This is a genomic window from Streptomyces sp. 351MFTsu5.1 (assembly GCF_000383655.1).
Classification (GTDB): Bacteria; Actinomycetota; Actinomycetes; order Streptomycetales; family Streptomycetaceae; genus Streptomyces; species Streptomyces griseorubiginosus.
This window is the reverse complement of record NZ_KB911775.1, coordinates 1-25,485: the sequence shown is the minus strand read 5'-3', so window position 1 is coordinate 25,485 and position 25,485 is coordinate 1. Positions and strand designations below refer to the sequence as shown.

General features: G+C 72.3%; 22 protein-coding genes. 13 read left to right on the top strand and 9 right to left on the bottom strand.

Annotated elements, in window-relative coordinates:
* Window positions 1-74: 74 nt before the first annotated feature.
* Window positions 75-1,871 (bottom strand): thiamine pyrophosphate-requiring protein, encoded by a 1,797-nt coding sequence (locus H295_RS0100110; protein WP_020133302.1) that lies wholly within the window; start codon window positions 1,869-1,871, stop codon window positions 75-77.
* Between the two features lie 247 nt (window positions 1,872-2,118).
* Between H295_RS0100110 and H295_RS0100105 the strand changes: the two genes are divergently transcribed.
* The 4 genes from H295_RS0100105 to H295_RS0100090 all read left to right on the top strand — a co-directional run bounded on the left by H295_RS0100105 (window position 2,119) and on the right by H295_RS0100090 (window position 6,372).
* A complete protein-coding gene (locus tag H295_RS0100105) occupies window positions 2,119-2,916 on the top strand; it encodes an RNA polymerase sigma factor SigF (protein ID WP_028808889.1) in 798 nt (265 codons plus the stop codon).
* Window positions 2,917-3,197: 281 nt separating this feature from the next.
* Window positions 3,198-3,890, top strand: a complete 693-nt coding sequence (locus H295_RS0100100) for a hypothetical protein (RefSeq protein ID WP_020133300.1) — start codon at window positions 3,198-3,200, stop codon at window positions 3,888-3,890.
* 191 nt (window positions 3,891-4,081) lie between these two features.
* On the top strand, window positions 4,082-5,326 hold the full coding sequence (locus tag H295_RS0100095; RefSeq protein WP_020133299.1) for an aminotransferase class I/II-fold pyridoxal phosphate-dependent enzyme: 1,245 nt from the start codon (window positions 4,082-4,084) through the stop codon (window positions 5,324-5,326).
* Entirely contained in the window at window positions 5,323-6,372 is a 1,050-nt protein-coding gene (locus tag H295_RS0100090; RefSeq protein WP_020133298.1) for an MBL fold metallo-hydrolase, read from the top strand. The genes H295_RS0100095 and H295_RS0100090 overlap by 4 nt, the downstream gene beginning before the upstream one ends.
* A gap of 79 nt (window positions 6,373-6,451) precedes the next feature.
* Here H295_RS0100090 and H295_RS0100085 read toward each other — a convergent pair whose 3' ends face one another.
* Together H295_RS0100085 and H295_RS0100080 are read right to left on the bottom strand one after the other, a co-directional pair.
* Complete coding sequence (locus H295_RS0100085) at window positions 6,452-7,072, bottom strand: DedA family protein (protein ID WP_020133297.1); 621 nt, start codon at window positions 7,070-7,072, stop codon at window positions 6,452-6,454.
* The gene (locus H295_RS0100080) at window positions 7,069-7,842 is read right to left on the bottom strand and encodes an MBL fold metallo-hydrolase (protein ID WP_020133296.1); all 774 of its coding nucleotides are present in this window, start codon (window positions 7,840-7,842) and stop codon (window positions 7,069-7,071) included. The genes H295_RS0100085 and H295_RS0100080 overlap by 4 nt, the downstream gene beginning before the upstream one ends.
* 83 nt (window positions 7,843-7,925) lie before the next feature.
* On the opposite strand from H295_RS0100080, the gene H295_RS0100075 reads away from it, so the two are divergent.
* The 7 genes from H295_RS0100075 (at window position 7,926) to dnaK (ending at window position 17,445) form a co-directional block, all read left to right on the top strand.
* Window positions 7,926-8,327 (top strand): hypothetical protein, encoded by a 402-nt coding sequence (locus H295_RS0100075; RefSeq protein WP_020133295.1) that lies wholly within the window; start codon window positions 7,926-7,928, stop codon window positions 8,325-8,327.
* 73 nt (window positions 8,328-8,400) lie between these two features.
* Window positions 8,401-10,449: a phage holin family protein gene (locus H295_RS0100070; RefSeq protein ID WP_106960730.1), complete on the top strand. Its 2,049-nt coding sequence runs from the start codon at window positions 8,401-8,403 to the stop codon at window positions 10,447-10,449.
* Between the two features lie 178 nt (window positions 10,450-10,627).
* Window positions 10,628-11,689, top strand: coding sequence for an ATP-binding protein (locus H295_RS0100065; protein ID WP_020133293.1), 1,062 nt, complete (start codon window positions 10,628-10,630; stop codon window positions 11,687-11,689).
* 56 nt (window positions 11,690-11,745) lie between these two features.
* The gene (locus tag H295_RS0100060; protein ID WP_078616542.1) at window positions 11,746-13,479 is read left to right on the top strand and encodes a DUF2201 family putative metallopeptidase; all 1,734 of its coding nucleotides are present in this window, start codon (window positions 11,746-11,748) and stop codon (window positions 13,477-13,479) included.
* A 62-nt stretch (window positions 13,480-13,541) separates the two neighbouring features.
* Window positions 13,542-13,970, top strand: coding sequence for an OsmC family peroxiredoxin (locus H295_RS0100055; RefSeq protein ID WP_020133291.1), 429 nt, complete (start codon window positions 13,542-13,544; stop codon window positions 13,968-13,970).
* A gap of 83 nt (window positions 13,971-14,053) precedes the next feature.
* Window positions 14,054-15,436 (top strand): hypothetical protein, encoded by a 1,383-nt coding sequence (locus H295_RS0100050; RefSeq protein ID WP_020133290.1) that lies wholly within the window; start codon window positions 14,054-14,056, stop codon window positions 15,434-15,436.
* A 122-nt stretch (window positions 15,437-15,558) separates the two neighbouring features.
* Window positions 15,559-17,445, top strand: coding sequence for a molecular chaperone DnaK (gene dnaK, locus H295_RS0100045; protein ID WP_020133289.1), 1,887 nt, complete (start codon window positions 15,559-15,561; stop codon window positions 17,443-17,445).
* A gap of 12 nt (window positions 17,446-17,457) precedes the next feature.
* Here the strand turns inward: dnaK and H295_RS0100040 are convergent, their stop codons facing one another.
* The 4 genes from H295_RS0100040 to H295_RS0100025 all read right to left on the bottom strand — a co-directional run bounded on the left by H295_RS0100040 (window position 17,458) and on the right by H295_RS0100025 (window position 20,852).
* Entirely contained in the window at window positions 17,458-17,922 is a 465-nt protein-coding gene (locus H295_RS0100040) for a nitrate reductase molybdenum cofactor assembly chaperone (RefSeq protein WP_020133288.1), read from the bottom strand.
* A gap of 279 nt (window positions 17,923-18,201) precedes the next feature.
* Entirely contained in the window at window positions 18,202-18,996 is a 795-nt protein-coding gene (locus tag H295_RS0100035; protein ID WP_020133287.1) for an SAM-dependent methyltransferase, read from the bottom strand.
* A 44-nt stretch (window positions 18,997-19,040) separates the two neighbouring features.
* Complete coding sequence (locus H295_RS0100030) at window positions 19,041-19,904, bottom strand: helix-turn-helix domain-containing protein (RefSeq protein ID WP_028808888.1); 864 nt, start codon at window positions 19,902-19,904, stop codon at window positions 19,041-19,043.
* Window positions 19,905-20,027: 123 nt separating this feature from the next.
* Window positions 20,028-20,852 (bottom strand): helix-turn-helix domain-containing protein, encoded by an 825-nt coding sequence (locus H295_RS0100025; RefSeq protein WP_020133285.1) that lies wholly within the window; start codon window positions 20,850-20,852, stop codon window positions 20,028-20,030.
* Between the two features lie 213 nt (window positions 20,853-21,065).
* Here H295_RS0100025 and H295_RS0100020 point away from each other — a divergent pair, with 213 nt between their 5' ends.
* Both H295_RS0100020 and H295_RS0100015 read left to right on the top strand, forming a co-directional pair.
* Window positions 21,066-21,371 (top strand): 4a-hydroxytetrahydrobiopterin dehydratase, encoded by a 306-nt coding sequence (locus H295_RS0100020; protein WP_020133284.1) that lies wholly within the window; start codon window positions 21,066-21,068, stop codon window positions 21,369-21,371.
* A 4-nt stretch (window positions 21,372-21,375) separates the two neighbouring features.
* Window positions 21,376-22,119 carry a class I SAM-dependent methyltransferase gene (locus H295_RS0100015; RefSeq protein WP_020133283.1) on the top strand — a complete coding sequence of 248 codons (744 nt, stop codon included), beginning with the start codon at window positions 21,376-21,378 and terminating at the stop codon, window positions 22,117-22,119.
* Window positions 22,120-22,141: 22 nt separating this feature from the next.
* On the opposite strand, the gene H295_RS0100010 is transcribed toward H295_RS0100015, so the two are convergent.
* Entirely contained in the window at window positions 22,142-24,799 is a 2,658-nt protein-coding gene (locus tag H295_RS0100010; protein WP_020133282.1) for a cellulose binding domain-containing protein, read from the bottom strand.
* Between the two features lie 281 nt (window positions 24,800-25,080).
* Window positions 25,081-25,485, bottom strand: a 405-nt coding sequence (locus tag H295_RS42495) for a glycoside hydrolase family 48 protein (protein ID WP_043216834.1), incomplete at its 5' end; no start/stop codon positions are given.

The following is a 25,485-nucleotide window of genomic DNA, read 5'->3' as shown; positions in this document are numbered from 1 at the left end:
GCTCGGCCGCTACGAGGAGCTGATGCTCCCGGCCCCGGAGGACGACCGGCTCGAACCGGCCGCCCTCTCCGTGGCTACTTCTTCTCCCGCCCCGGCAGGAACTCCTGCACCTTCGCCTTGAAGCCCTGCTTCACCATCGACCCGGCGTCGGCGTCGCCCTTGAGGATCGCGGCGGCCGTGGCCTCCATCTGCTCCCAGGTCGCGTGCGGCGGGATCGGCGGCACGGCCGGATCGGTCAGGAACTCCAGCACCGCGGGCCCGTCCGCCGCGAGACCGGCCCGCCAGGCCGCCTCGACGTCCTCGGGCTTCTCCACCCGGATCCCGGTCAGGCCGAGCGAGCGGGCGAACGCGGCGTACTGCACGTCAGGAAGCTGCTGAGAGGGCAGGAACGACGGAGCGCCCTCCATGGCCCGCATCTCCCAGGTCACCTGGTTGAGGTCGTGGTTGTTCCAGACGGCGATGACCAGCCGCGGATCCTCCCACAGCTCCCGGTACTTGGCCGCCGTGATCAGCTCCGCCATGCCGTTCATCTGCATCGCCCCGTCCCCGACCAGGGCGATCGCGGGGCGGTCCGGGTGCGCGAACTTCGCGCCGATCGCGTACGGCACTCCGGGACCCATCGTGGCCAGCGTGCCGGACAGCGAGGAGCGCATGCCGGGCCGCATGGTCAGGTGCCGGGCGTACCAGTTGGCGGTGGACCCGGAGTCCGAGGTGACGATCACGTCGTCCGGCAGCAACGGGTCCAGCGCCCGGGCCACGTACTCCGGGTTGATCGGGTCGGCCGACTGCTGCGCCCGCCGGTCCATCACGTCACGCCAGCGCCTGACGTTGTCGCGCACCGTCCCGTACCACTCGCGCTCACCGCGCTCCGCGTCCAGCATCGGGATCAGCCGCTGGAGGGTCGCCTTCGCGTCGCCGACCAGGTTCACCTCGTACGGGTAGCGCATCCCGATCATGTGCGGGTCGATGTCGATCTGCACCGCCCGCGCCTTGCCGAACTCCGGCATGAACTGCGTGTAGGGGAACGACGACCCGATGGTCAGCAGGGTGTCGCAGTCCCGCATGAGCTCGTACGACGGACGCGTGCCCAGCAGCCCGATCGAGCCGGTGACGTAGGGGAGTTCGTCGCTGAGGACGTCCTTGCCGAGCAGCGCCTTGGCGACACCGGCGCCGAGCATCTCGGCGACCCGCTCCACCTCGGCCCGTGCCCCGGCGGCGCCCTGACCGATCAGGATCGCCGGCTTCTCACCGGAGTTGAGGATCTCCGCGGCCTGCTGGAGCGACTCCTCGGAGGGCACCGTGGTCCAGTTGCTGCGGCCCAGGCTGGACGGCACCATCTTGAACTCGTGCGTGGGCGGCGCGTAGTCGAGCTCCTGGACGTCCCCCGGGATGATGATCGCGGTGGGACAGCGGCGGGCGTACGCGGTGCGGATCGCCCGGTCCAGGACGTTCGGCAGCTGCTCCGGGACCGTCACCGTCTCCACGAACTCCGAGGCGACGTCCTTGAACAGGGTGTGCAGATCGACCTCCTGCTGGTACGACCCGCCCATCGCCGTGCGGTGCGTCTGGCCGACGATCGCCAGTACCGGCACATGGTCCAGCTTCGCGTCGTACAGGCCGTTGAGCAGATGGATCGCCCCGGGCCCCGACGTGGCCGCGCACACTCCGATGCGCCCGCTGAACTTGGCGTAACCGACCGCCTCGAACGCGGACATCTCCTCGTGCCGGGACTGCACGAACCGCGGCTGGTTGTCGGCCCGTCCCCAGGCCGCCAGCAGACCGTTGATGCCGTCGCCCGGATAGCCGAAGACATGGTCCACACCCCACTCGCGCAGCCGCTCGAGGATGTGATCGGACACCTTGGTGCTCATGTGCTGACCTCCCGGACATAGATGGCACAGGCAGCAGCCCTACGAGTCACCCTGCGTGCGCCGGGAAAACCTGCCCCCGGTGTTTGGCGCCACGGGCCGGGGGCAGGCGCACACCCAGTGCTTCGGACCGGAGGCACGCCCGTGGAGCGGCCCCTGCCGCCATGGTCGCGCCCGTCCGGTCACCCCTCACGGACGCGCTCCCACCCCGACCGTCCAACCCGGAACCCTCCAGGGAGTTGCGACGCTGATGCCCCTTCCAGTGAGCGCGAAGCACCACCCGCACGACGACGCCCCCGACACCGCCGAGGCCTTCCGCAGGCTCGCCGCCCTGCCCCCGGGGCCCGAGCGCGACGCACTGCGCGGACGGCTCGTGGAGGCCTGGCTGCCCATGGCCGACCGGCTCGCCGGCCGCTTCCGCAACCGGGGGGAGACCCTCGACGACCTGCGCCAGGTCGCCGCGCTCGGCCTGGTCAAGGCCGTCGACCGCTACGACCCCGCCCTCGGCAACGCCTTCGAGAGCTACGCCGTGCCCACGATCACCGGCGAGATCAAGCGGCACTTCCGCGACCACATGTGGACCCTGCACGTGCCGCGCCGGGTCCAGGACCTGCGCAACCGGGTCCGTCACGCCGTCCAGGACCTCGCGCAGACCATCCCGGGCCGCGGGCCCACCGTCGCCGAGATCGCCGGGCACACGCGCATGAGCGAGGACGAGGTCCTGACCGGCCTGGAAGCCCTGGAGAGCTTCACCGCGCTCTCCCTCGACGCCGAGCTGCCCGGCAGCGAGGACGGCTACTCCCTCGCCGACGCCCTCGGCTCGGCCGACCCCGCACTGGACACCGTCGTCGACCGCGAGTCCGTCAAGCCCCGCCTCGCCGCGCTCTCCGAGCGGGAGCGGGCGATCCTCTACATGCGGTTCTTCTCCGACATGACCCAGAGCCGCATCGCCGAGCAGCTGGGCGTCTCCCAGATGCACGTCTCCCGCCTGATCAGCCGCTGCTGCGGCCGGCTGCGGGAGCAGATCATGCGGGACGCGGGGGCGTGAGCACGGCGGGTGTTCCCTGAGGGGAGCGCCGGGGGCGGTTCTGCCTGGTAGCGGGGGGTGCCGGCGTGGGTTTGCCTGCCGGTGACGGGCGGGGCGGTCCCCGTCGGCTTCGTGTCACCCGGTCGGCCCCCGCCGTCCCGCCAATGGACTCCGGCCGCGCGCGGGACCGGGGAGGGCGGGCTGTGATGGCTGTGGGTGCGACCGTCGTGCCCCGGTCCAGTCGTCGTATCCCCGACGCCCGACGACGGGCCCCGCAGCCGTCGGCCGAAGGAGTCCGCCCCATGCGCCGCACCGCCCGTCTCCGGGCCCTGTCCGTCGTCCTTCCCGCGCTCGGGATCGCCCTGGGCGGCACCGCGCCCAGCGCCTTCGCGGATCCGTCCGCAGAGGTCAGCCCCAGCAGTGTCCAGCCGGGCGGCAGCGTCACGGTGTCCGTGTCCTGCGACCCCGGCACCGGTACGCCCCCCGCCACCCTCGACGCCACCTCCGAGGCCTTCGAGACGGAGACCGTACGGCTGCAACTGGTCCCCGGCAACGAGGACGCGGTCACCGGCCCCGCCTACAGCGGCACCGCGCAGGTCTCCGCCGACCAGGAGCTCCAGGAGGGTGCCGGCGGTGTCGGACCGGACTCCGCGTGGACCGTCGACGGCACCTGCCCCACCGCCGACCGCGCGCCCGGCAAGGCATGGAGCGCCACGTTCACCGTCACCCGCGGCACCGGCACGGGTACCGCCACCGACAGCGGCAGCCACCGCCCCTGCGCCGAGCCGAGCGTGGAGCCGTACACCACGCAGCACACCGAGCCGCGCACCGACGCCTGCGCCGCCGCCGTCATCCAGCGCCCGGTCCGGGCCGGCGACGGCGGCAGCTTCACCGACAGCGTGCCCGCCCTGGTCGCGGGCGGACTGCTGATCACGGGCGCCGGCGCCGGCGCGGTGTACCGGCTGCGCCGCAAGGTCCCGACGAGAGACGCCTGACCGGCCCCACGGTTCGGGCAGGCCCCGGCCGAAACGTCAGGCCGGTGTGACGGGCGCAACCCGCACGGGTGGCCATGGCCCCTCGGCCCCGTGGGTACTCAGATCGCGAGGAGCGCGACAGACGCGACAGGCGGGGCAGAACGAGACGGCGGACCCGACGAGCCACCGCGGAGCGGCTGACGGAGGTGACCATGCGGACCGACCCGAAGGACCACGGCCCCGTCCGCTACGGCCCCCCGCTCCCCGACGACGGCCTGCCCGTACTGCCCGAGCTCACCGCCGTCCTCGCCGCCGCGGCCACCCGCCCCCGCGCCGAACCGGTCGGCGGCGGCACCCCGCTCCTGGAGGCCGCCTGCGACTACACCGCCCGGCGCGGCCTGCTCGCCCGGCCCGACCACATGGCCGCCGCCCCCGGTGCCCCCGCCCTCCTGCTCGCCCTGACCGCGGTGCTCGGCGGTGACGTCCTGGTGCCCCGGCCCTGCGCCGCCTGGTGGGCGCCGTACGCGCGCCTGCTGGGCAGACCCGTCTTCCACGTGGCGACACCGGCCGAGTGCGGCGGTGTCCCGGACCCCTACGCCCTCCTGGAGACCGTGCGCCGGGTGCGTGCCGAGGGCGGAGACCCGCGGCTGCTGGTGCTGTCCGTCGCCGACGACCCCACCGCCACCGTCGCCCCGCCCGAGGTGCTCCACGAGACCGTCGAGGCCGCCGCGGGCGAGGGCCTGCACCTGGTCAGCGACGAGACCTGGCGCGACACCGTGCACGCCCCGCACGAGACGGTCCCGCTCAGCCCCGCCGACATGCTGCCCGACCGGGTCACCGTCGTCACCGACCTGGCCGGGGCTCTGCTGCCCACCGGCTGGCCGGCCGCGATCGCCCGCTTCCCGGCGAACGGCAGCGGGGACGGCCTCCGCGCGCGCGTGCTGGACGTCCTGACCGCCCTGGGCGCCCGCGTCGCCGCCCCGGTCGCCGCGGCCGCGGCCCACGCCCTCACCGAGCCCGGGACGGTCACCGCCCACCGCGCGGCCGTCGTGCAGCTCCACGCGCGCGTGGCCGCCGCCGCGCACACGGCCGTCGTCGGTGCCGGCGCCCTCTCGCTGCCCCCGCGGGCCGGCCGCCACCTCTACGTCGACCTCGGCCCGCTGCGCCCCGCCCTCACCGCCCAGGGCGTCGGCGACGCGCAGGACCTGGAGGACCTCCTCACCACCCGGCTGGGCATGCCCGCGCCCGGCGGCCACCGCTTCGGCGACGAGCTCGGCGCCCTGCGCGTACGGCTGGCCACCGGCCCGCTGCTCGGCGACTCCGACGAGGAACGCGCGGAATGCCTCACGTCACCCGCCCCGTTGGAACTGCCACACGTGCAACGCAAGTTGATGACCTTGAAGTCGGTCTTCGACGACCTCCGCGACGACGCTCAGCGATGGGAGCCTCCTCGATGACGCAGCAGTCCGAGTCGACCACCAGCACCCGGGTGGCCGACGAACCCCCGGCCCCGTCCTCCGTCGCGCCCGCCACCCCGCCGCTCGCCGAACCCCGGCCGCTGGGGGAGCGCAGAGTGTGGCCGCGGTCCTTCCACGACCGTCTGACCGCCCCGCTGCCCGGCCTCAAGGCCATGGCCCGCTTCGCCCGCGAGGGCGCCGTACGCCCCGGACCCGACGGCCTCGCCGACATCCCGAAGCTGCCCTACGCACCCGGCCCGCTGCCCGCCGTCGACGCCTGCACGGTCGCCGTCTCCTGGGCGGGACACGCCAGTTGGGTGGTCCGCATCGGCGGGCTGACGGTCCTCACCGACCCGGTCTGGTCCCGCCGTATCCTCGGCACCCCGGCCCGGGTCACCCCGGTCGGCATCGACTGGCACGCGCTGCCCCGCGTCGACGCCGTCGTCATCAGCCACAACCACTACGACCACCTCGACGCCCCGACCCTGCGCCGCCTGCCGCGCGACACCCCGGTCTTCGTCCCGGCCGGTCTCGCCCGCTGGTTCCACCGCCGCCGCTTCACCGCGGTCACCGAGCTGGACTGGTGGGAGGCGGCCGAACTCCAGGGCGTCCGCTTCGACTTCGTCCCCGCCCACCACTGGTCCAAGCGCTCCCTGACCGACACCTGCCGCACGCTGTGGGGCGGCTGGGTCCTCACCGCGCAGGACGGACAGCGCGTCTACTTCGCGGGCGACACGGGCTACGGCCACTGGTTCTCCCGCATCGGCGACCGCTACCCCGGCATCGACCTCGCCCTTCTCCCCATCGGCGCATACGACCCCCGCTGGTGGCTCAGCGACGTCCACTGCGACCCGGAGGAGGCGGTCCGGGCGGCCCAGGACCTGGGCGCGCAGCGCATGGCCCCTATGCACTGGGCCACGTTCGTACTCTCGGCGGAACCGGTACTGGAGCCACTGACGAGGGTCCGGGCAGCATGGGAGAAAGCAGGCCTCGACCGCGAGAACCTGTGGGACCTGCCAGTGGGAGGTTCCAGGGTCCTGTCATAGCAAGGGGCGAGTGGATCTCCCTAGGGGCGCGGGGAACTGCGCGACAAGCCCCCACGCACCGGCACTCCGCGACGAAACCTCACTTGGCAGGCCGAACCCGTTTCCAAACTGTAGGCGCCGCACTGATCGCCACAGTCAGCACCACCGCCGCCAGCACACCCTCCCAAGGCTCCTCGAACAACGAACCCCCGAGAATCCCGATCAACTGATACGTCACCGCCCACGCCAGACACGCCGGCAGATTCCCCCGCGCGAACCGCCGCAACGGCCACTCCGCCATGAGACAGGCCAGCATCACCGGAAGCCGCCCCGCCGGCACCAGTCGGGACAGCACCAGCACAGCCACCCCGTGATCCGCCAGCTTCCCCTGCGCCTGCGCGAGCCGGTCCTCCGGCGCCCGGGACCGGATCGCCTCCAGCCACCGCGACCCGTTCTTCGACTTCATCCCGCGCCGCCCCAGCCAGTACAGCGCGATGTCCCCGAGAAACGCCGCGAGCGAAGCGGTGACGAACACCAGCGCCAGGCTCAGCGGCTCCGTCCGGTGAAAGGCCACCACCGCGGCCGAACTCACCAGCGCCCCCGTCGGCACCACGGGCACCAGCGCCCCCAGAAACACCAGCAGGAACAGCGTCGGATAGCCGATCGCCTGCCCCGCCGCCCCCGGCGTCGCCCCCGTGGAGGCGGCTGCGAGCCACGTCACCGCGCGACCTCCAAGCGCACACTCTCCCCGTGTTCCAGCCGGTGCACGTCCACCTCCGGCGCGAACTCGGCCGCCCACCGCACGAACTCGGCGCCCGGCGCGTGGAATTCGTGCGGCCGCACCGCGTCCATCCCGATCGGCCAGTACGTCCCGTAGTGCACCGGCACCGCACTGCGCGGCGAGAGCTGCGCCAGCGCCCGGGCCGCGCGCCCCGCGTCGAGATGCCCCTCCCCGAGGTACGGCCCCCACCCGCCGACCGGCAGCAGTGCCACGTCGACCGGGCCGACCTCCTTGGCCATGTCGTCGAACAGCCCGGTGTCCCCGGCGAAGTACGTCCGTGCCGAGCCCTCGACGACGTAACCGAGCGCGGGGGAGCGGTGCGGGCCGACCGGCAGGCGCCGCCCGTCGTGCAGGGCGGGAACCGCGCGTATCAGGAGGTCGCCCACTCGGCGTTCGTCCCCGGGCGCCACCTCGTCCACCCGCAGGTGGGTGAGCCGGCGCAGCCCCGGCACCTGGCGTGGTGCGCCCCGGGGCACGAGCAGGCGCGTGCCCGGCGAGAGCCGGGCCAGCGAGGGAACGTGCAGGTGGTCGGCGTGCAGATGGGAGACGAGCGCGACCTCCGCCTGCCAGGCGTCCGGGGGCGGTACCGCTCCGCGGCGCCGACGCAGATGGGCGAGCCGGCGTGCGAACAGGGGGTCGGTGAGCACACGTACGTCCGCATCCGTGACCGTGCAGGTCGCGTGACCCCACCAGGTGATCTCCACCGGCACCTCTTTGCCTCCTCCGCGCGACTCCCCGAAGCCTACGGGCTGGAGTAGGGTCGGCGGCGAAACCCGGAGGTGAGGGGGACACCATGGGATCGGTCCGTGTCACGGCGATCGCGAGTCTGACGCCGTTGGAAGAGCTGGACGCCGATCCCTTCCTGGTGGACTCCCGCAGCCAGCACGCGATGTGCGCGCGCTGGGCCGCCGAACGCGGGTACACCGTGCGGCGGGAACTGCTGGTGCGGGGGCTCAGAGCCGACCACTGCGTGCTGTGGGACGGGGTGCGGGCGGGCAGCGACCTGTTCGTGGCACCCAGCCGCCGGGTCCTGGAGAGCGCCCTGTCGTCGGTGGAGGAGTTCGCCGCCGAGTGCGCCCGGCGTGGGGTGCGGGTGGAGACGGTGGGCTTCGCCGAGCCCCGCTACGACGCCCAGATGAAGGCCCGGGTGCACCGCAGGCTGTCGATGCCGACCGCGGGATACGACGGGCGGTGACTGTCCGACCCGTGTGACACGCTGGTCCCAGCGCCCGCACCGACGACGGGCCAGGACGTGAGGTGTACGGGGCGTGGTGGCGGGGCGTTGGCGGCGGGTGGCCAGTCAGGTCGGGCGGAGCGTCACGGTATGGGCGGTCTCCACGCTCACCATGCTTGTGCTGGCCGGTATCCTGCCGGACTTCCAGATCCAGTCCCCCGACGGGGACAGCGCCACCCGGATCGCCGTGACGGCCGCGTTCGGCGCGGGCGCCTTCGGCCTGCTGTCGGCCGTGGTGTGGCCGCTGCTCGTGCGGCTCTTCCTGCTCGTGCCCACCCTCGTCCTCGGGCTGCTGGTCTTCGTGCTCAACGGCTCCCTGCTGCTGCTCGCCCTGCGGATCAACCCGTCCGGGCGGGGCGAGGTGGCCCCGGAGACGGCCGTGGTGGTGGCCGCCGTGATGTCGGCCGTGGCCTCCGCGACCGGCGGCGCGCTCGCGGTACGCGACGACGACGCCTACCGGCGCCGGCTCTACCGGCTCGCCGACCGCCGCCGAAGAAGCCACCCGCCCGGCACCGCCACCCCCGGCACCCTCTTCCTCCAGCTCGACGGCGTCGGGCACGACGTCCTGCTCGCCGCCGTCGGCAAGGGCCTGATGCCCACCGTCGCCCGCTGGCTGGAGCGCCCCACCCACCGGCTCACCTCCTGGCGCACCGACTGGTCCAGCCAGACCGGCGCCAGCCAGCTCGGCATCCTGCACGGCAGCAACCACGACGTCCCCGCCTTCCGCTGGTACGAGAAGGACCGCGGCGAGGTGATGGTCTGCAACCGGCCCACCAGCGCCGTCGAGCTCCAGCGCCGGGCCGTGGAGCGGGCCGGACACGGCGGACTGCTCGCCGTGGACGGCGCCAGCCGCGGCAACCTCTTCTCGGGCGGTGCCGAGGAGCAGGCCCTCGTCCTGTCCATCGCCACCCGCCGCCGCAGCCGTGAGACCCGCTCCCGGGCGGGCTACTTCGCCTACTTCTCCGACCCCGCCAACGCGGTCCGCACGGCTCTGTCCTTCTTCGCCGAGGTCGGCCGCGAGATCGGCCAGTCCGTCCTCGCCCGCGCCCGCAAGGAGCGCCCGCGCGTGAGCCGCGGAGGCCTGTACCCGCTCGTGCGGGCCTTCGCGACCGTCGTGGAACGGGACGTCGTGGTCGCCGCCGTCATGGGCGACATGCTCGCCGGGCACACCGCGATCTACGCCGACCTCGTGGCCTACGACGAGGTCGCCCACCACTCCGGACCCATGAGCCGGGACGCCGGCAAGGTCCTCCAGCGTCTCGACCGCTCGCTCGCCCTGATCGAGAACGCCGCCGAGCACGCCCCGCGCCGCTACCGCATCGTGCTCCTCTCCGACCACGGCCAGAGCCCGGGCGAGACCTTCCGCACCCGCTACGGCCTGACCCTCGCCGACCTGGTCCGGGCCGGCTGCGGACTGCCCGTGCCGCGCAAGGCCGAGCGCACCCACAGCGGGGCCGAGGCCCGCGCCGCCGTCCGGGCCGCGCTCCGCAGGCCGGGCAAGGAGAGCCGCGAGCAGTACCGGCCCGCGCGGGACTCCGAGCCGGTCGTCCTGGCCTCGGGCAACCTCGGACTGGTGTCCTTCCCCGAGGTGCCCCACCGGATGACCAAGGAGGAGATCGACGCACGGCACCCGGCCCTGCTGACCACACTCGCCAACCACCCCGGCATCGGGTTCCTCCTGGTGCGCAGCGAGGAGCACGGCGGGGTGGTCCTCGGACCCTTCGGCACCGAGATACCGCTGGACCGACTCGACGAGAACCCGGGGCCGTTGGCCGACTTCGGGCCCGGCGCGGTCGAGGCGGTGCGCCGTACGCACTCCTTCCCGCACACCGCCGACATCATGGTCAACTCCTGGTACGACCCCGCCGAGGGCGAGGTGCTGGCCTTCGAGGAGCAGATCGGGTCCCACGGGGGGCTGGGGGGCGCGCAGGCCAAGCCGTTCCTGTTGTCGCCGCTCGCCTTGTCGGCGCCGCCGGAGGGACTCGCCGGGGCGGAGCAGGTCCACCGGGTGCTGCGTGGCTGGCTCGATGAAGCGGGGGGTCCTCAAGTGCCGGTGACTGCGCCAGAGGAGAAGGCCGCGTAGTCGTTCGGCTGCGGGCCGGTGGGGGCTGGTCGCGCCCACGCGGCGGAGCCGCACATCGATACAGCCCCGCGCCCCTGGGTGGGTGCAGGCACCCCTGGAAAATCAGCTGCGCGTGTTTTGCCTGAGGCAGACACTGTTCGAGTTGCCCCTTTCTCGAACACTCCCTGGAGCCACCGCTTTGCAGGCTGCCGTCACCGTCACGCCCTCCCGTATCCCCGAACTCCTTCTCGGCCTCGCCACCGTGCGGCCCGTCTTCGTCTGGGGCGCCCCCGGCATCGGGAAGTCCTCCCTCGTCCGGGAGTTCGCCGCCTCGCTGGGGCTGGAGTGCGTGAGCCTCATCGGTACGCAGCTCGCTCCCGAGGACCTGATCGGGGTGCCGCAGATCCGGGACGGCCGCTCGGTGTTCTGCCCGCCGGAGTCCATCGCGCGCGACGAGCCGTACTGCCTGTTCCTGGACGAGCTGAACGCGGCCACCCCGGATGTGCAGAAGGCGTTCTACTCGCTGATCCTGGACCGCCGGATCGGGGACTACGAACTCCCCGAGGGCTCCATCGTCATCGGCGCCGGCAACCGGGCCACGGACAACGCGCTGGCCCGCCCCATCGCCTCCGCCCTCGTCAACCGCCTCACCCATGTCCACCTGGAGGCCTCCGCGAAGGACTGGCTGGTGTGGGCAGGCGAGCACGGCATCCACCCCTGGATCCTCGACCACCTCACCGACCGGCCCGACCACCTGTGGTCCAAGCCGCCCAAGACCGAGGAGCCCTTCTCCACGCCCCGCTCCTGGCACATGCTCTCCGACGCGCTGCACTCCTTCGGCCGGGACCTCGACGAGGAGACCCTCAAGGTCCTCGCCCACGGCACGCTCACGCCCCGGCACGCCACCGCGTTCTGCGGCTACGTCAAGATCGTGCGCAGCCGGTTCGGCATCGAGGCCGTCATCAAGGGAGAGGCCCGCTGGCCGAACCGCCTGGAGGACCGGGACCTGCTCTACTACCTCGCCGAGTCCTTCCGCGGCCGTCTCATCAAGGAACTCCCGGCCGGAAAGGAGCACATGTCGGCCGCCGGCCGGCAGACCGCCTACCGCGCCAAGTCGCTGCTCGTCCAACTCGCCGAGATCTCCGTCGAGGTGGCCCAGACCGTCATCGCCTCCGACGAGGACGGAAATCCCGTACTGCCCTCCTGGTTCCTCGTCGAGGCCGCCCGGGACATGCCCCGGCTGGTGGAGGCGCGGCGGTGAAGCAGCAGCCCGCCAAGAAGAAGCGGGACCTCGCAGCCGAGGCCTTCGCCGAGGGGATGCGGCTGCTGAAGGCCAACCCGGCGCTCGCGGCCGTCGACATCGACATCTGCCGAGACGAGAAGTGCGAGTACGCGCCCCGGGACGGGCTCGTGGCCGTCGACTCGCACGGTGAACTGCACGTCAACCCGCACCGGCTGGCCGAGCCGGTCGCCTGGGCCTGGGCCCTCGCCCACGCCGTCCTCCACCTCGGCTTCGGGCACGTCCCAGCTGCGAAGGGCCCACGCGTCCAGCCGGACCGGTTCGAACTCGCCGCCCGCTGTGTCGTCGTCAACCGCTTCCTGCTCGGCTTCCCCGTGGGCGAGACCCCCGAGGACCTTCCCGCCTCCTACCCCGACGGCGACGAGGAGCGGCTCGCCGCGCGCTGGCGGCGCGACGGACTGCCCGCCGTGTACGAGCGCTGCGGCACCGCCCACGACCGCCCCGACCAGGTGCTCATGCCGTGGTACGGCTACTCCGTCCCGCCCCCCGACCACCAGCTGGCCTTCGCCACCGCGCTCACCCGGACCGTCTCGGCGGCCATGGACATGGCCGGCGGCCGCCGGGACTCCCTGACCGGCGAACGCCCGCCCCGTCGCCCCTGGGAGCGGGCCCTGAGCTGGTTCATCACCTCATACCCGCTGCTCGGCGGCATCGCGGCCGGCATCGAACTGGTCGCGGACGCCGAACTCGCCCGCGCCCACGGCATCGCGATCGCCGCCGTCAACACCGAGGCCGCCGAGATCTACGTCAACCCGCTGCGCCGCTTCGACGACGAGGAATGGCGGTTCATCCTCGCCCACGAGATGCTGCACGCCGCCCTGCGCCACGGCGACCGCTGCGGCACCCGCGACCCCTACCTCTTCAACATCGCCTGCGACTACGTCATCAACGGCTGGCTGAACGAGATGCGGATCGGCACCATGCCCGAGGGCCTGCTCCACGACCCGCAGCTGGCCGGACTGTCCTCCGAAGAGGTCTACGACCGCATCGCCGGCGACCTGCGCCGCATGCGCCGGCTGGCCACCCTGCGCGGCAAGGGCGTCGGCGACATCCTGGGCGGCCCCCTCGGCTCGCCCCGCGACTACGTCGACCTCGACGAGTTCTACCGCCGCGGCCTCGCTCGCGGCCTGGACCTGCACCAGCAGCAGGAGCGCGGCTTCCTGCCCGGCGGACTCGTCGAGGAGATCCGCGCGCTCAGCCACCCACCGCTGCCCTGGGACGCGCAACTCGCCCGCTGGTTCGACGAGTTCGTGCCGAGCCCACAGCCCCAGCGGTCCTACGCCCGTCCCTCGCGCCGCCAGTCCGCCACCCCCGGCATCCCGCGCGCCGGACGGTACTTCCCGCCCGAGGAGATCGCCCGCTGCACCTTCGGCGTCGTCCTGGACACCTCCGGCTCGATGAGCCGCACCCTGCTCGGCAAGGCGCTCGGCGCGATCGCCTCCTACGCCGGGGCCCGGGACGTACCGGCCGCGCGGGTCGTGTTCTGCGACGCGGCCCCGCACGACGCCGGCTATCTGCCCGTGACCGAGATCGCCCAGCGGGTCCGGGTGCACGGCCGCGGCGGCACCGTCCTCCAGCCCGGCATCGACCTGCTGCACCGCGCCGACGACTTCCCCGCGGGCGCGCCCGTGCTGGTGATCACCGACGGCTGGTGCGACGTCCTGCGGGTCCGGCGCGAGCACGCCTACCTGATCCCGCAGGGCGCCCGGCTGCCGTTCACCGCACGTGGGCCGGTCTTCCGGGTGAGCTGAGCCGTAGTGTGATCGGATGGGTCCCGCACCCCCGTCAGCGGGACCACAGGAAAGGACTGATCGTGGCTACCACGCGCTCCGCACACACCGTCTGGGAAGGCAACCTCCTCGAGGGGAGCGGTGTCGTCGACTTCGACTCCTCCGGTGCCATCGCGGCACAGCCGGTCACGTGGGCCTCGCGCTCCCAGGACGCCAACGGCAAGACCAGCCCCGAGGAGCTGATCGCCGCCGCGCACTCCAGCTGCTTCTCGATGGCGCTGTCGCACGCCCTGAGCGGCGCGGGCACCCCGCCCACCAAGCTCGTCACCTCGGCCGACGTCAGCTTCCAGCCGGGCGAGGGCATCACCGGCATCCACCTCACCGTCGAGGGCACCGTGCCGGGCCTCGACGAGGAGGGCTTCGCCGCCGCCGCGGCCGACGCCAAGGCCAACTGCCCGGTCAGCCAGGCCCTGAAGGCCGTACCGATCACCCTGGATGCGAAGCTGGCCTGAACCCTTTCGCGCAGGCCGCTCGTCCGGGGCGGTCTGCGCGAAGTCCGGTCCGGGACCGGACCGGTGGTGTGAAAGGAAGCGCGATGATTCCGGGAACGGCCGGCGGTACGGCGGCACTCGACTCCGGCACCCGTGAACTGACCCGTGTCGTGGCGCTGTTCAGCCTGACCGGACGGCTGGAGCCCCGACACCTCTCACCGGGCAGCCTCGTCGACACCTTCGACTTCGGCCGCTTCGCGCTGCACCTGACGTCCAGCGAGGCCGTGCTGCCCGTGCCGGTGCTCGTCGAGGACGTGCCGCCCGCGGAACTCGGGCTGCCGCACGGCGACCGCGGCCTCGACCTCGCCTCCCTCCAGATCGCCGTCGTCGCCACCCCGCGTGGGGACGTCACCCTGGCCCTGGACTGCGGATTCGCCGGGCAGACACCGCCCGAGGCCCTCGCGGCCTGGCTCGCCGACACCTGTTTCCACCGGGACCGGATCACCCTCGGCGCCGACAGCCTCCTCGACTCGCTCAACGGACGGCTCACCCCCGGCGAACCGCTCGCCTTCGGCCAGAACGTCCACCAACTGGTCTTTCCCGGCGGCGAGTTGAAACGCGACCTGCTGGACCCCGACGAGATCCGGCTGACCGGCCTGCTCCACGAGATCGTGTACCGCGGCCGGCCCTCCACGTCCGGGCCGCCCCACCTCAGGCGGAACGGCCGCACCCTGTCCGCGCACGGCCGCGGGGTCTCCGTGCACGCCGGCTGGGCCGAGCACGTGGAGAACGGGCTGACCCTGGTCGCCGTCGGCATGGTCTCCGCACTCGCCGTCCTCCAGCGCACCCGGCTGGCCGCCTTCGAGACCATGCGCGCCAACGAACGGGCCGCGGCCGAGTCGCCGTACGAGATCCGCAGGCTGATCTCCCGGCTCTCCGACGGGGTCAACGAACTCCAGCTGGACCTCGCCTTCGGGGTCGAGGCGTACGTCGACGGACTGCTGATCCCGGAGATGGTCATGCAGGCCTTCCAGTCCTCGCTGCGGGACGCCCTAGGCATCCCCGCCGGCCTTGACAACTCGGCCCGTATGGTCGAGCGCCTGACCTCGGTGATCAGCGCCCGTTCCGCGGCCCTGGACGCCCAGCTCGCGGAGCGCGACGACCGCAGGGACCGTACGGTCTCGGCGCTCGCCGCGGTGGCCACGGGTATCGCGCTGCCGCCGACGCTGCTGCTCGGGTTCTTCGGGGCCAACGCCTCCACCGTGGACAACCGGCGCTCCATCTTCGACGCCCACTACCTCCCGGCCTATCTGCTGGCCTGGCTGCCCTTCATCGCCCTCGCCGTGATCGGGTACGTGCTGCTCAGGCGGGTCAGCCGACGCTCCGGCTCCTTCCTGGCCGCCCCGCAGGTGAACGGGTCCGCGCCGGTGCCGGCTCCCCGGTCGCGGGGTACTCGTTCCCCTGAGCGGGGACCTGCGCGCCATTGACAAGTACGCGCTCAAGTTTTGTGCTGGAGTGCGGGAAGGCTCCCTGACGGGACTCCTGGCGCAAGCGGAACTCCTGGCGAAGCGGAACTCCTGGGCGGAACTCCTGGCGGAAGGGGACGGCGATGGGACGGGCGGTCGGGATCGATCTGGGGACCACGAACTCGGTGGTGGCCGTGCTGGAGGGCGGCGAGTCCACGGTCGTCGCCAACGCGGAGGGGGCCAGGACCACACCGTCGGTCGTGGCCTTCGCCAAGAACGGCGAGGTACTGGTGGGCGAGGTCGCCAAACGGCAGGCCGTCACCAACGTCGAGCGCACCGCGCGCTCCGTGAAACGGCACATGGGCGACGGGAACTGGCGCTTCCCCGACCAGGGCTCGATCGACGGCACCCGGTACCGGGCCCAGGAACTGTCCGCGCGGGTCCTCCAGAAGCTGAAGCGGGACGCCGAGTCCTATCTCGGCGAGGACGTCACCGACGCGGTGATCACCGTCCCCGCCTACTTCGACGACACCCAGCGCCAGGCCACCAAGGAGGCCGGCGAGATCGCGGGCCTGAAGGTCCTCAGGATCATCAACGAGCCCACGGCGGCTGCGCTGGCCTACGGCCTGGACCGGGGCGAGGAACAGACGGTCCTGGTCTTCGACCTCGGCGGCGGCACCTTCGACGTGTCCCTCCTGGAGATCGGCGACGGCGTCATCGAGGTCAAGGCGACCAACGGCGACACCCGCCTCGGCGGCGACGACTGGGACCACCGGATCGTGGAGCACCTGGTCAAGCGCTTCAAGGGGCAGTACGGCGTCGACCTCGGCAACGACAAGATGGCACTGCAACGACTCCGCGAAGGCGCCGAGAAGGCGAAGATCGAACTGTCGTCGTCCTCCGAGACCACGATCAACCTGCCCTACATCACCGCCTCCGCCGAGGGCCCCCTGCACCTCGACGAGAAGCTGACCCGCGCCCAGTTCCAGGAGCTCACCGCCGACCTGCTCGACCGCTGCAAGACGCCCTTCCACCAGGCGGTCAAGGACGCCGGCATCAAGGTGGGCGCGATTGACCACGTGATCCTCGTCGGCGGCTCGACCCGGATGCCCGCGGTGACCGACCTGGTCAAGGAACTCACCGGCAAGGAGCCGCACAAGGGCGTCAACCCGGACGAGGTCGTGGCGGTCGGCGCGGCCCTCCAGGCGGGCGTCATCCGCGGCGACGTGAAGGACGTGCTGCTGCTCGACGTCACCCCGCTGTCCCTGGGGATCGAGACCAAGGGCGGCATCATGACGAAGCTCATCGAGCGCAACACCACGATCCCCACCCGGCGTTCGGAGATCTTCACCACCGCGACCGACAACCAGCCCTCGGTGGGGATCCAGGTCTACCAGGGGGAGCGGGAGATCGCCGCGTACAACAAGAAGCTCGGCGTCTTCGACCTCACCGGTCTGCCGCCCGCGCCCCGGGGCGTTCCGCAGATCGAGGTCGCCTTCGACATCGACGCGAACGGGATCATGCACGTCTCGGCGAAGGACCTGGCCACCGGGCGCGAGCAGAAGATGACGGTGACGGGCGGATCGGCGCTCCCCAAGGACGACATCGACCGCATGATGCGCGAGGCCGAGCAGTACGCCGAGGAGGACCACCGCCGCCGCGAGGCCGCCGAGACCCGCAACCAGGCCGAGCAACTCGTCTACCAGACCGAGAAGTTCGTCCGGGAGAACGACGACAAGGTGCCCGCCGACACGAAGGGGGAGGTCGAGTCGGCGGTGGCGGACCTCAAACGCCTCCTGGAGGAGAACGCCGACACCGCCCCCCTCCGCGACGGCGTGGAGAAACTCGCCTCCGTCAGCCAGAAGATGGGCCAGGCCATGTACGCCCAGGCCCAGGCCACCCCGCAACAGCCGCCCCAGGACGAGCCGTCGTCACCGCCCCAGGACGAGGAGGGCGTCGTCGACGCGGAGATCGTGGACGACGACAGGAGCGAGGGAGACGCCAACGACCGCAGGGGCGGGGCCGCCTGAGGACCCGGGGACCTAGCGCACCCTCGTCGGGAGTGCGGCGCACACGGCGTCCAGGACCGACGCGTACGGGGTGCCGACGGTGGTGAGCCTGGAGCGCAGTCGCTCCAGGCCCTCCCGGTGTCCGGTGAGAAGGCCCGTGTCCCCGGTCCGGGCCGTGAACTCCAGCACCGCGGGCAGGAAGTCCGGCACCTGCTCACCGGTCAACTCCAGCCCGGCCGCCCGGAACACCTCCTGGAACCGCTTCCGGCTGCCCCCGCCCTGCCACCGGCTCAGATACAGGCTGTGCCGGTTCCCGGAGCCGAAGACCTGGCCGTAGTGCGCCGCCAGTTCCTGCGCGGACGTCACGGCCGCGTGGTCGACGAACTCCCGCAGCTGCGGGGCCGCTTCCCGCAACAGCGGCAGCCGGGCGCGGAAGTCGTCGTCGGGATACGTCAGGCAGAGCGCCGCCGCCTGGTACAACACCGCATCCGAGGGCATCGGGGCCGCCTCCTGGGCGTGGTCGGTGGTCCGCCGTGGGCGCGGCGCGTGGAGACCCTCCACCGACACGGACGGCAGCTGTCTGCACCTCGGGCCTTCCGAGCCGGTCGGGGCCCGTCCGCGCGGTCGAGGCATCTCCCCGCGCAGCTCGGCAGGGACGTGCCGCGTCCGCGGTGGTATCCAGGTGTCCGTCACGCGCGATCCCTCCTCGCCGGCCCACGGGTCCTTCGAACCTAGGGCGGGGTGCGGGAGCGCACCCGGTATCCGCACCCGTACGGGTCAGGCCTTCTGCGCGACCCCCGCGTACACCGGCACGATGCCCTCCGCCTGGGCCGCCACGTCCTCCGGACCCGGCCGCCAGCCCGACACCGGGATGACACCGGGCCCGAGCAGCTCCAGGCCGTCGAAGAAACGGGAGAACTCGGCCAGCGAGCGAGGGAAGAACGGCGTGCCGCTGCGACGGAACTGCTCGGCGGCCTTCTCGATGGCCTGGGGGCTGAGATCGGGCGTGACCTGCGAGAGGATCAGGAAACTGCCCGGGGCGAGCGCGTCGACGTACCGCGCGAGGAGGCCGTACGCCTCGTCACCCAGATAGTGGGTCAGCGCGACCAGGGACAGGGCGATCGGCTGCGAGAAGTCCAGGGTCTCGGCCGCCGGCCGCAGGATGGTGTCCGGATCGCGGACATCCGCGTGGACGTAGTTCGTGGACCCCTCGGGGGTGCTGTGCAGGAGCGCCTGCGCGTGCCGCAGGACGATGGGGTCGTTGTCCGCGTACACGACCCTCGACGACGGCGCGACCTCCTGGGCCACCTGATGCAGGTTGGGCTCGGTGGGGATACCCGTCCCGATGTCCAGGAACTGGCGGATCCCGGCCTCGGCGACCGTCCGCACCGCCCGCTGCATGAACCGGCGGTTGGCCCGCGCCCCACGCACCACCGTGCCGTCCACGGCGAGGATCCGGCGGGCCAGTTCCTCGTCCACCGGGTAGTTGTCCTTGCCGCCCAGCCACCAGTCGTACACCCGGGCCGGGTGCGGGCGGCTGGTGTCGATCCTGGGCGCGTCGGATCCGGTCATTCGGTGTCTTCTCCCCTTCGTCGGGTTCGTCAGCATGCCTGTGCTCAGAAGTCCGCGCGGCGCTCCCGCAGCAGCTTCTTCGTCCGCTCGGCCGACGCGGCCCGCGCCGACATGTGGTCGAGGACCTCCAGGTGCGTGGCGACCTCCTGGCGGGAGTCGAGGTACAGCGCGCCGGTCAGATACTCCGTGAAGACCATGTCGGGCAGCTCCGGTTCGGAGAAACGGAACAGCGAGAAGGGCGCGTACGTCCCCGGGTGCGGGCCCTCCTCGAACTCGCACACCTGGAGCGTGACCCGGTCGCGCTCGGCGAACTCCAGCAGTCTGTCCAGCTGTTCGCGCATCACCTCGGAGCGGATGCTCACCGGGCGGCGCAGCACCGTCTCGTCCATGATCGCCCACAGGTGGGGCGGGTTCGGGCGGTCGAGGAGCCGCTGGCGGGCCATCCGCAGCGACACGTGCCGCTCGATCGCCTCCGTCCCGGACTGCCCGATCGTCCCGGCCTCCATGACGGCCCGCGCGTAGTCCTCGGTCTGGAGCAGACCCGGCACGAAGTGCGGTTCGTAGGAGCGGATGATCGCGGCCGCGCCCTCCAGGCTCACGTAGAGGCTGAACCACTCGGGCAGCACGTCGTGGAAGCGCTGCCACCAGCCGGGCTTGTTGGCCTCCTCGGCCAGCCGGACGAAGTCCTCGACCTGTCCCGCGGGAACCCCGTAGGTCTCCAGGAGCACCTGGACGTACGGGATCTTCAGGGCGACCTCGGCCATTTCCATCCGCCGCACGGTCGCGGGGGCCACCCGCAGGACCTGGGCCGCCTCCTCGCGCTTGAGGCAGGCCGCCTCCCGCAGTTCCTGCAACCGCCTGCCGAGCACCACCTGGCCCACGGTCGGCGCAGGTCGCCGCTCACTCACGCCACGCCTCCCCTACGCGTCGAAGCTCGCGTGCAGTGTGTCATGTCCCGGTGTCCCCCTCACCGGTCACGCTCGCTTTGCTCCTCACCTCCTCCCTCCCGCGCACTCCGGCCCGGGACCCGTTCAGGGCCGCAGCGCGTGCAGGTACTTGACCGTCGCCGGGTCGGCCGGGAGGAACGTCTCGATGGCCAGCTCGGCGACGGTCACGTCCATGGGGGTGTTGAAGGTGGCCGTGGAGGAGATGAACGACAGCGTCCTGCCCTCGTGCTCGATCCGCATCGGCAGCGCGAAGTAGGGGACGGTCTCGTCCTGTTCGGCGCCGGTGTCCTCCTGCGGGTCCGGCACCGGATAGGCCGCCACTTCCTCGTACAGCTCACGCAGGTGCTCCGAGCGGCGCAGAGCGATCTGGCGCCGCATCTGTTCCAGCAGATGCCCGCGCCACTGCCGCAGATTGAGGATGCGCGGGGCGAGACCCTCTGGGTGCAGGGTGAGCCGCATGGTGTTGAGCGGTGGCCGCAGCAGCGACTCGGGGACGCCGTCGAGGAGCATCATGATCCCGCGGTTCGCGGCCACGACGTGGTACGAGGCGTCGAACACCAGGGCAGGGTAGGGCTCGTAGCCCTGGATCAGCCGCTCGATCCCCTCGCGCACGGCGTCCAGGGCCGGGTCGTCCAGCGGGGTCTCGGGGAAGCGCGGGGCGTAACCGGCGGCCAGCAGCAGCGCGTTGCGTTCCCGCACCGGCACCTCCAGATGCTCGGCGAGGCGCAGCACCATCGCCTCGCTCGGCCGGGCGCGGCCCGTCTCGACGAAGCTGATGTGCCGAGCGCTGGAGTCCGCCCGCAGCGCCAACTCCAGCTGGCTGACGCGCCGTTGCTCCCGCCAGGCACGCAGCAGCGGGCCGACTCCCTGGTCGGAGGGGGTGGTCGTGGTGGAGGGGGCAGTGGTCATGGGTACGACCGTAGTCGAGGGGGTCAGCAGGTGACCGGGCCCTGGCCCCCGGTCCCTCTCCGCGGGACCAGCCGTGATCGCCGCGGCGGCCGACGACCACGCCGGGACGGCATGGGTGTCCGCCTGTCACCCGGGGGAACCCTCCGACCAGGACCGCGGCACCCGTCCTGTGGCAGCCTGGACAGAAAGCCGACCCGAGGAAGGAGCGAGGCCATGCCCGTCGAACCCCTGTCGCAGAAGGAGATCGAGGACCGGCTCGCGGAACTGCCGGGCTGGTCCGTCGACGACGGCCGCCTCACCCGCTCGTACCGGCTCGGCGACCACTTCGCCGCGACCGCGATGGTCGTGCACATCGCCCAGGTCCAGGAGGAGCTCGACCACCACTCCGACCTCACGCTCGGCTACAACACGGTCGCGCTCGCCGTGCACACGCACAGTGCGGGCGGTGCCCTCACCGAGAAGGACTTCCAGCTCGCGCAACGGGTGGACGCCCTCGCCGCCGGTCACGGAGCCCAGTGAGCCCGTGCTCGACTACGACAAGGAGGCCCACGCCTACGACGACACCCGCGGCGGTGAGCCCAGGGCCGCCGCGGCCGCCGACGCGGTGCTCGGTCTGGTCCCGTCCGGCACCCGGCGCCTCCTCGACGTGGGCTGCGGCACCGGGATCGTCACCCGCAGGCTCGCCGCCGCCCGGCCCGCGACCCGGGTCACCGGCGCCGACCTGACCTGCGGCATGGCCCGCATGGCCGCCGTACGGCTGCCCGGCGCGGTCGTGCTCGCCGACAGCCGCACGCTGCCGTTCGCCGACGGGGTGTTCGACGCGGTGACCAGTGTGTGGCTGCTGCACCTCCTCGACCGGCCCGAGGACGTCCGGGCCGCGGTCGCCGAGTGCGCCCGGGTGCTCAGACCCGGCGGGGTGTACGTCACCACCGTCGACAAGGCCGCCGCCCACGACGTCGGCAGCGACGTCGACGCCGTCCTCGCCCCGCGCCCGCGCCGCCCGGCCCCGGACGCGGCACCGCTCGTGGAGTCGTACGCAGCCGCCCACCTGATGCACCCGGCGGGGCAGGCCCGTTTCCCGGGCCGGGGGCAGGGCCGCAGCCCCCGGCGCACCGCCGCGGACCTGCGACGCGGCTGGTTCACCCAGCTGCCGCCCGGCGACCCGCTCACCGAACGGTTCGCCGAGCGGCTGGAGGCCCTGCCCGACCAGGAACTCCCGCGCGCGGACCCGGTGTTCAGCGTCCGGGCGTTCCGAAAGGCCGGCTGACGTCCCTATAACATCCGCCGCCTCAGGACACCGTGCAGCTCCGGTCGCCCACCCGGAACGCCGTCGGTTTCCCGTTCGTCCCCGACCAGTTTCCCGTGAAGCCGAAGCCCACGGACGACCCCGCCGCCACGTTGGCGTTCCAGCCGACGTTCCTCGCCGTGACCGTCGAGGCGGACTGGGTGGTCTCGGCGTTCCAGGTCTGGCCGACCGTCTGGCCGTTGGGGAAGGTCCAGGCAAGTGTCCAGCCGGACCAGGCACTCGACCCCGTGTTGGTGAGCTGGACGTCGGCCTGGAAGCCGCCCGACCACTGGTTGGTGATCTTGTACGTCACCGCGCAGGCGCCCGTCGGGGGCGGGTCGGTCGGATCCGTGGGGCCGCCCCCGCCGGTGTCGGAGGTGTCGCCGTAGATCACACCCCGGCCGTTCGTCGACACGTACACGCGGCCGTACACCCGGGGGTCGCCCGTGATGGCCGCGCCGGTCCAACCCCACTGGTGGGCGTCGTCGTTGATGCGGGTCCAGCTCGCGCCCTTGTCCGTGGAGCGGAAGACGCCCCGGACCCCGCCGATCTTCGCGCTGGTGTAGAGCGTCTGGTACGACGCCCCCGGCGCCGCCTTCCCGAAGCCGACGGTGTCGGCCTGGTCGACGTTGGAGAGCCTGGTCCAGGTCGCGCCGGAGTCGGTCGAGTGCCACAGGCCGTACGCCCCGTCGGCGGCCCCGCCCGCCAGCCACACATCGCCCTTCACCCCGGGCAGCGCCTTGAAGCGCACGCTGTCACCGCTCGGCAGGCCGGTCGCCGCCGAGGCCGTGAAGGTCGCGCCGCCGTCCGTACTCACGTAGAACGTGCCGGACTTGAAGCCGTAGAAGGTCCTCGTGTCCACCCGGTCCGACTCCACGATCGCCCCGGCGGGGATCCCGCTCGACGCCGACCATGACGTACCGAAGCCCGTCGTGTACCGCACTCCCGTGCCGTCCGGGCTCCACACGAACCGGCTGCCGTCGGAGGAGGCGGCCACCGTGCCGCCCCCGCTCACCCCCGAAGGGTCGGTCCCCGCGAACCAGTTGGCCCCGTTGTCGGTCGAGAACCCGATGTGCGGACCGGAGTCGAGGTTCCCCACCCGCACCACCGTGTTCGGGTCGGTCTCGGCGAAGTCCAGGCTCGTGGTCGTGGTGAAGTTCGGCTGGGTGAACATCATCGGCGGGACCTTGGTGAGATCCGTGTGCCGGAAACCGCCGAGGTCACCGAGGGCGCTCAGCAGCGGGGCGCCGGCCGGCGGCGACGCCAGGTCGTTGACGGCCGTCTCCTCCAGGCCCTGGACCATCGGCCTGATGGTGAACTTGCCGCCGGAGTCCCAGTTCGTGAGGTTCTCCGTGCCGTAGAGGGTCGCTCCCGTGCCGTACATCATGCGGTTGGAGTTGAACGGGTCGATCTCCAACGACTCGGTCATCCAGCCGAGTTTGGGCGACTGCTCGGGCGGCGAGGGGTTCGCGCCCCAGGTCAGCCACGGGGAGGAGGAGACGTCCATCGTGAAGCGGTTCGCCCGGTCGGGGTACGACGTGTAGTCCCACGCCCTCGTCCAGGTCGCCCCGCTGTCCGTCGAGCGGAAGATCTGGGTGTCCGGCCACCAGGCGCTGTAGGCGGTCGCCATGACGGTCCTGGGTTTCTGCCGGTCCACCGTCAGACCGCTGAAGCCGTAGGAGGTGTCCGCCTCCGCGACCGGGCTGATGTTCGTCCAGGTGCCGGTCGCGGTCGCGTACCGCCACACCTGGCCCTTCCCGCCGTCGTAGGGCCCGCCCTTGTCGCTGTACGTGAGGTACAGATAGCCGTTCACCGCGTCCAGGACGCCCTTGTGCGCCAGGTACCCCGTCGGCTGCCCGGCGAGCCTGCTCCAGCTCGCACCGCCGTCCGTCGACCGGTACACCGAGTTCTGGAGGTCGGCGACCCCGACGTAGATCGACCGGGTGGCCGTCCCGGCCGTCCCCGTCGACTCGTCGAAGGTGACCCACACGACGCCCTGGTTGTCGCTGGCGTAGCCACTGGTGTCGCTCGGATCCTGCTGGTACGTGCCGGGGTTGGGGAAGGCGGTCACCTGGGACCAGCTGACGCCCGAGTCGGTCGAACGCCACAGCCCCTTGCCGCTGGGCGCGCCCAGGTACAGCACGCTGTTCCTGTTCGGGTCGACGGCGAGCCGCTCGCCCATGCCCCGCCCCGGCATGTTGCCGCCGAGCTTGAAGGGCAGCACGGTCTTCTGCCAGCTCGCACCCCGGTCGGACGACCGCATGACGGCGCCGTTCTTCGGGTCCCAGCTGTTGGTGTACGTCCCGACGGCCGCGTACACCCTGTCCGGGTCCACCGGGTCTGAGGCCAGGCCGACCACCCCGGTGTGCCCCCAGTCGTCCCAGCCGACCGAGTCCAGCAGCGGTGTCCAGGTCTTCGAGGACTCCTGCCAGCGGTAGGCGCCGCCGATGTCCGTGCGGGCGTAGGCGAGGTTCTTCTCCTTGCGGTTGAAGACGATGCCCGGCACGAATCCGCCGCCGTCGATTCGGGCGTTCTTCCAGGTGTACGTGTCGGCGGCGAGCGGAGCCTCGGAGGTGTTGCCGGCGGCCACCACGGGCGGGGTGCCCGCGAGCAGCCCGGCCGCGAGCGCGAGCACCGCCGTGAGGATGCGGGTTCTTCGCACGGGGGAGTCCTTTCCGCATGGAGTGGGGGGAGCGCTTTCCGTTGACAGCGAGAAGCGCCGGGCGACCCCCAGTGCGGGAGGGGGCCGCCCGGCCGGTCGGCCCCGCCGTCAGGTGGCGGGGCCTATACGCGGAGCCTTCGAGCGGCTCCGGGGGAGAAACGGTGCCTGTAGCGCTTTTAGGGGCGCGGGGCTGCATCCATGTGCGGCTCCGCCGCGTGTGCGCGACCAGCCACAACGGACCGCAGTCGACAACGGTCTCCCCACGGAGTGCTCGGCGGGGGCTATTCGAGAAGCTCCGCGTACGAACCCATGGCCAGGGCGATGTCCGCCTGGGCCCAGAACCGGTGGTAGGTGAACGACGGCACCGCGCCGCCCGCGAGATACGCCTGGATCTTCGACCAGGCCGGGTCGTTCTTGTAGAAGGACCGGATGGACTCGAACGTGGACGAGGAGTTGATCGCGTCCCCGTTCGGCATGGTCCCGGTCCACCCGCTCGGCACGTACACCGAGTCGTCGAACCGGTTGTAGTCCGCGCGGTTCTCCGGGACGGCGACGCCGAGGCTGTCCTGGTAGTTGTTCCACATGCCGTCCAGGAGTGCCTTGGCGGTGGTCTTCGCGGCGGTGTCGCCGGACTTGGCGGCGTAGTAGCTGAGCGTCTTGGCGTAGGCGGCGGCCACGCCGACGTC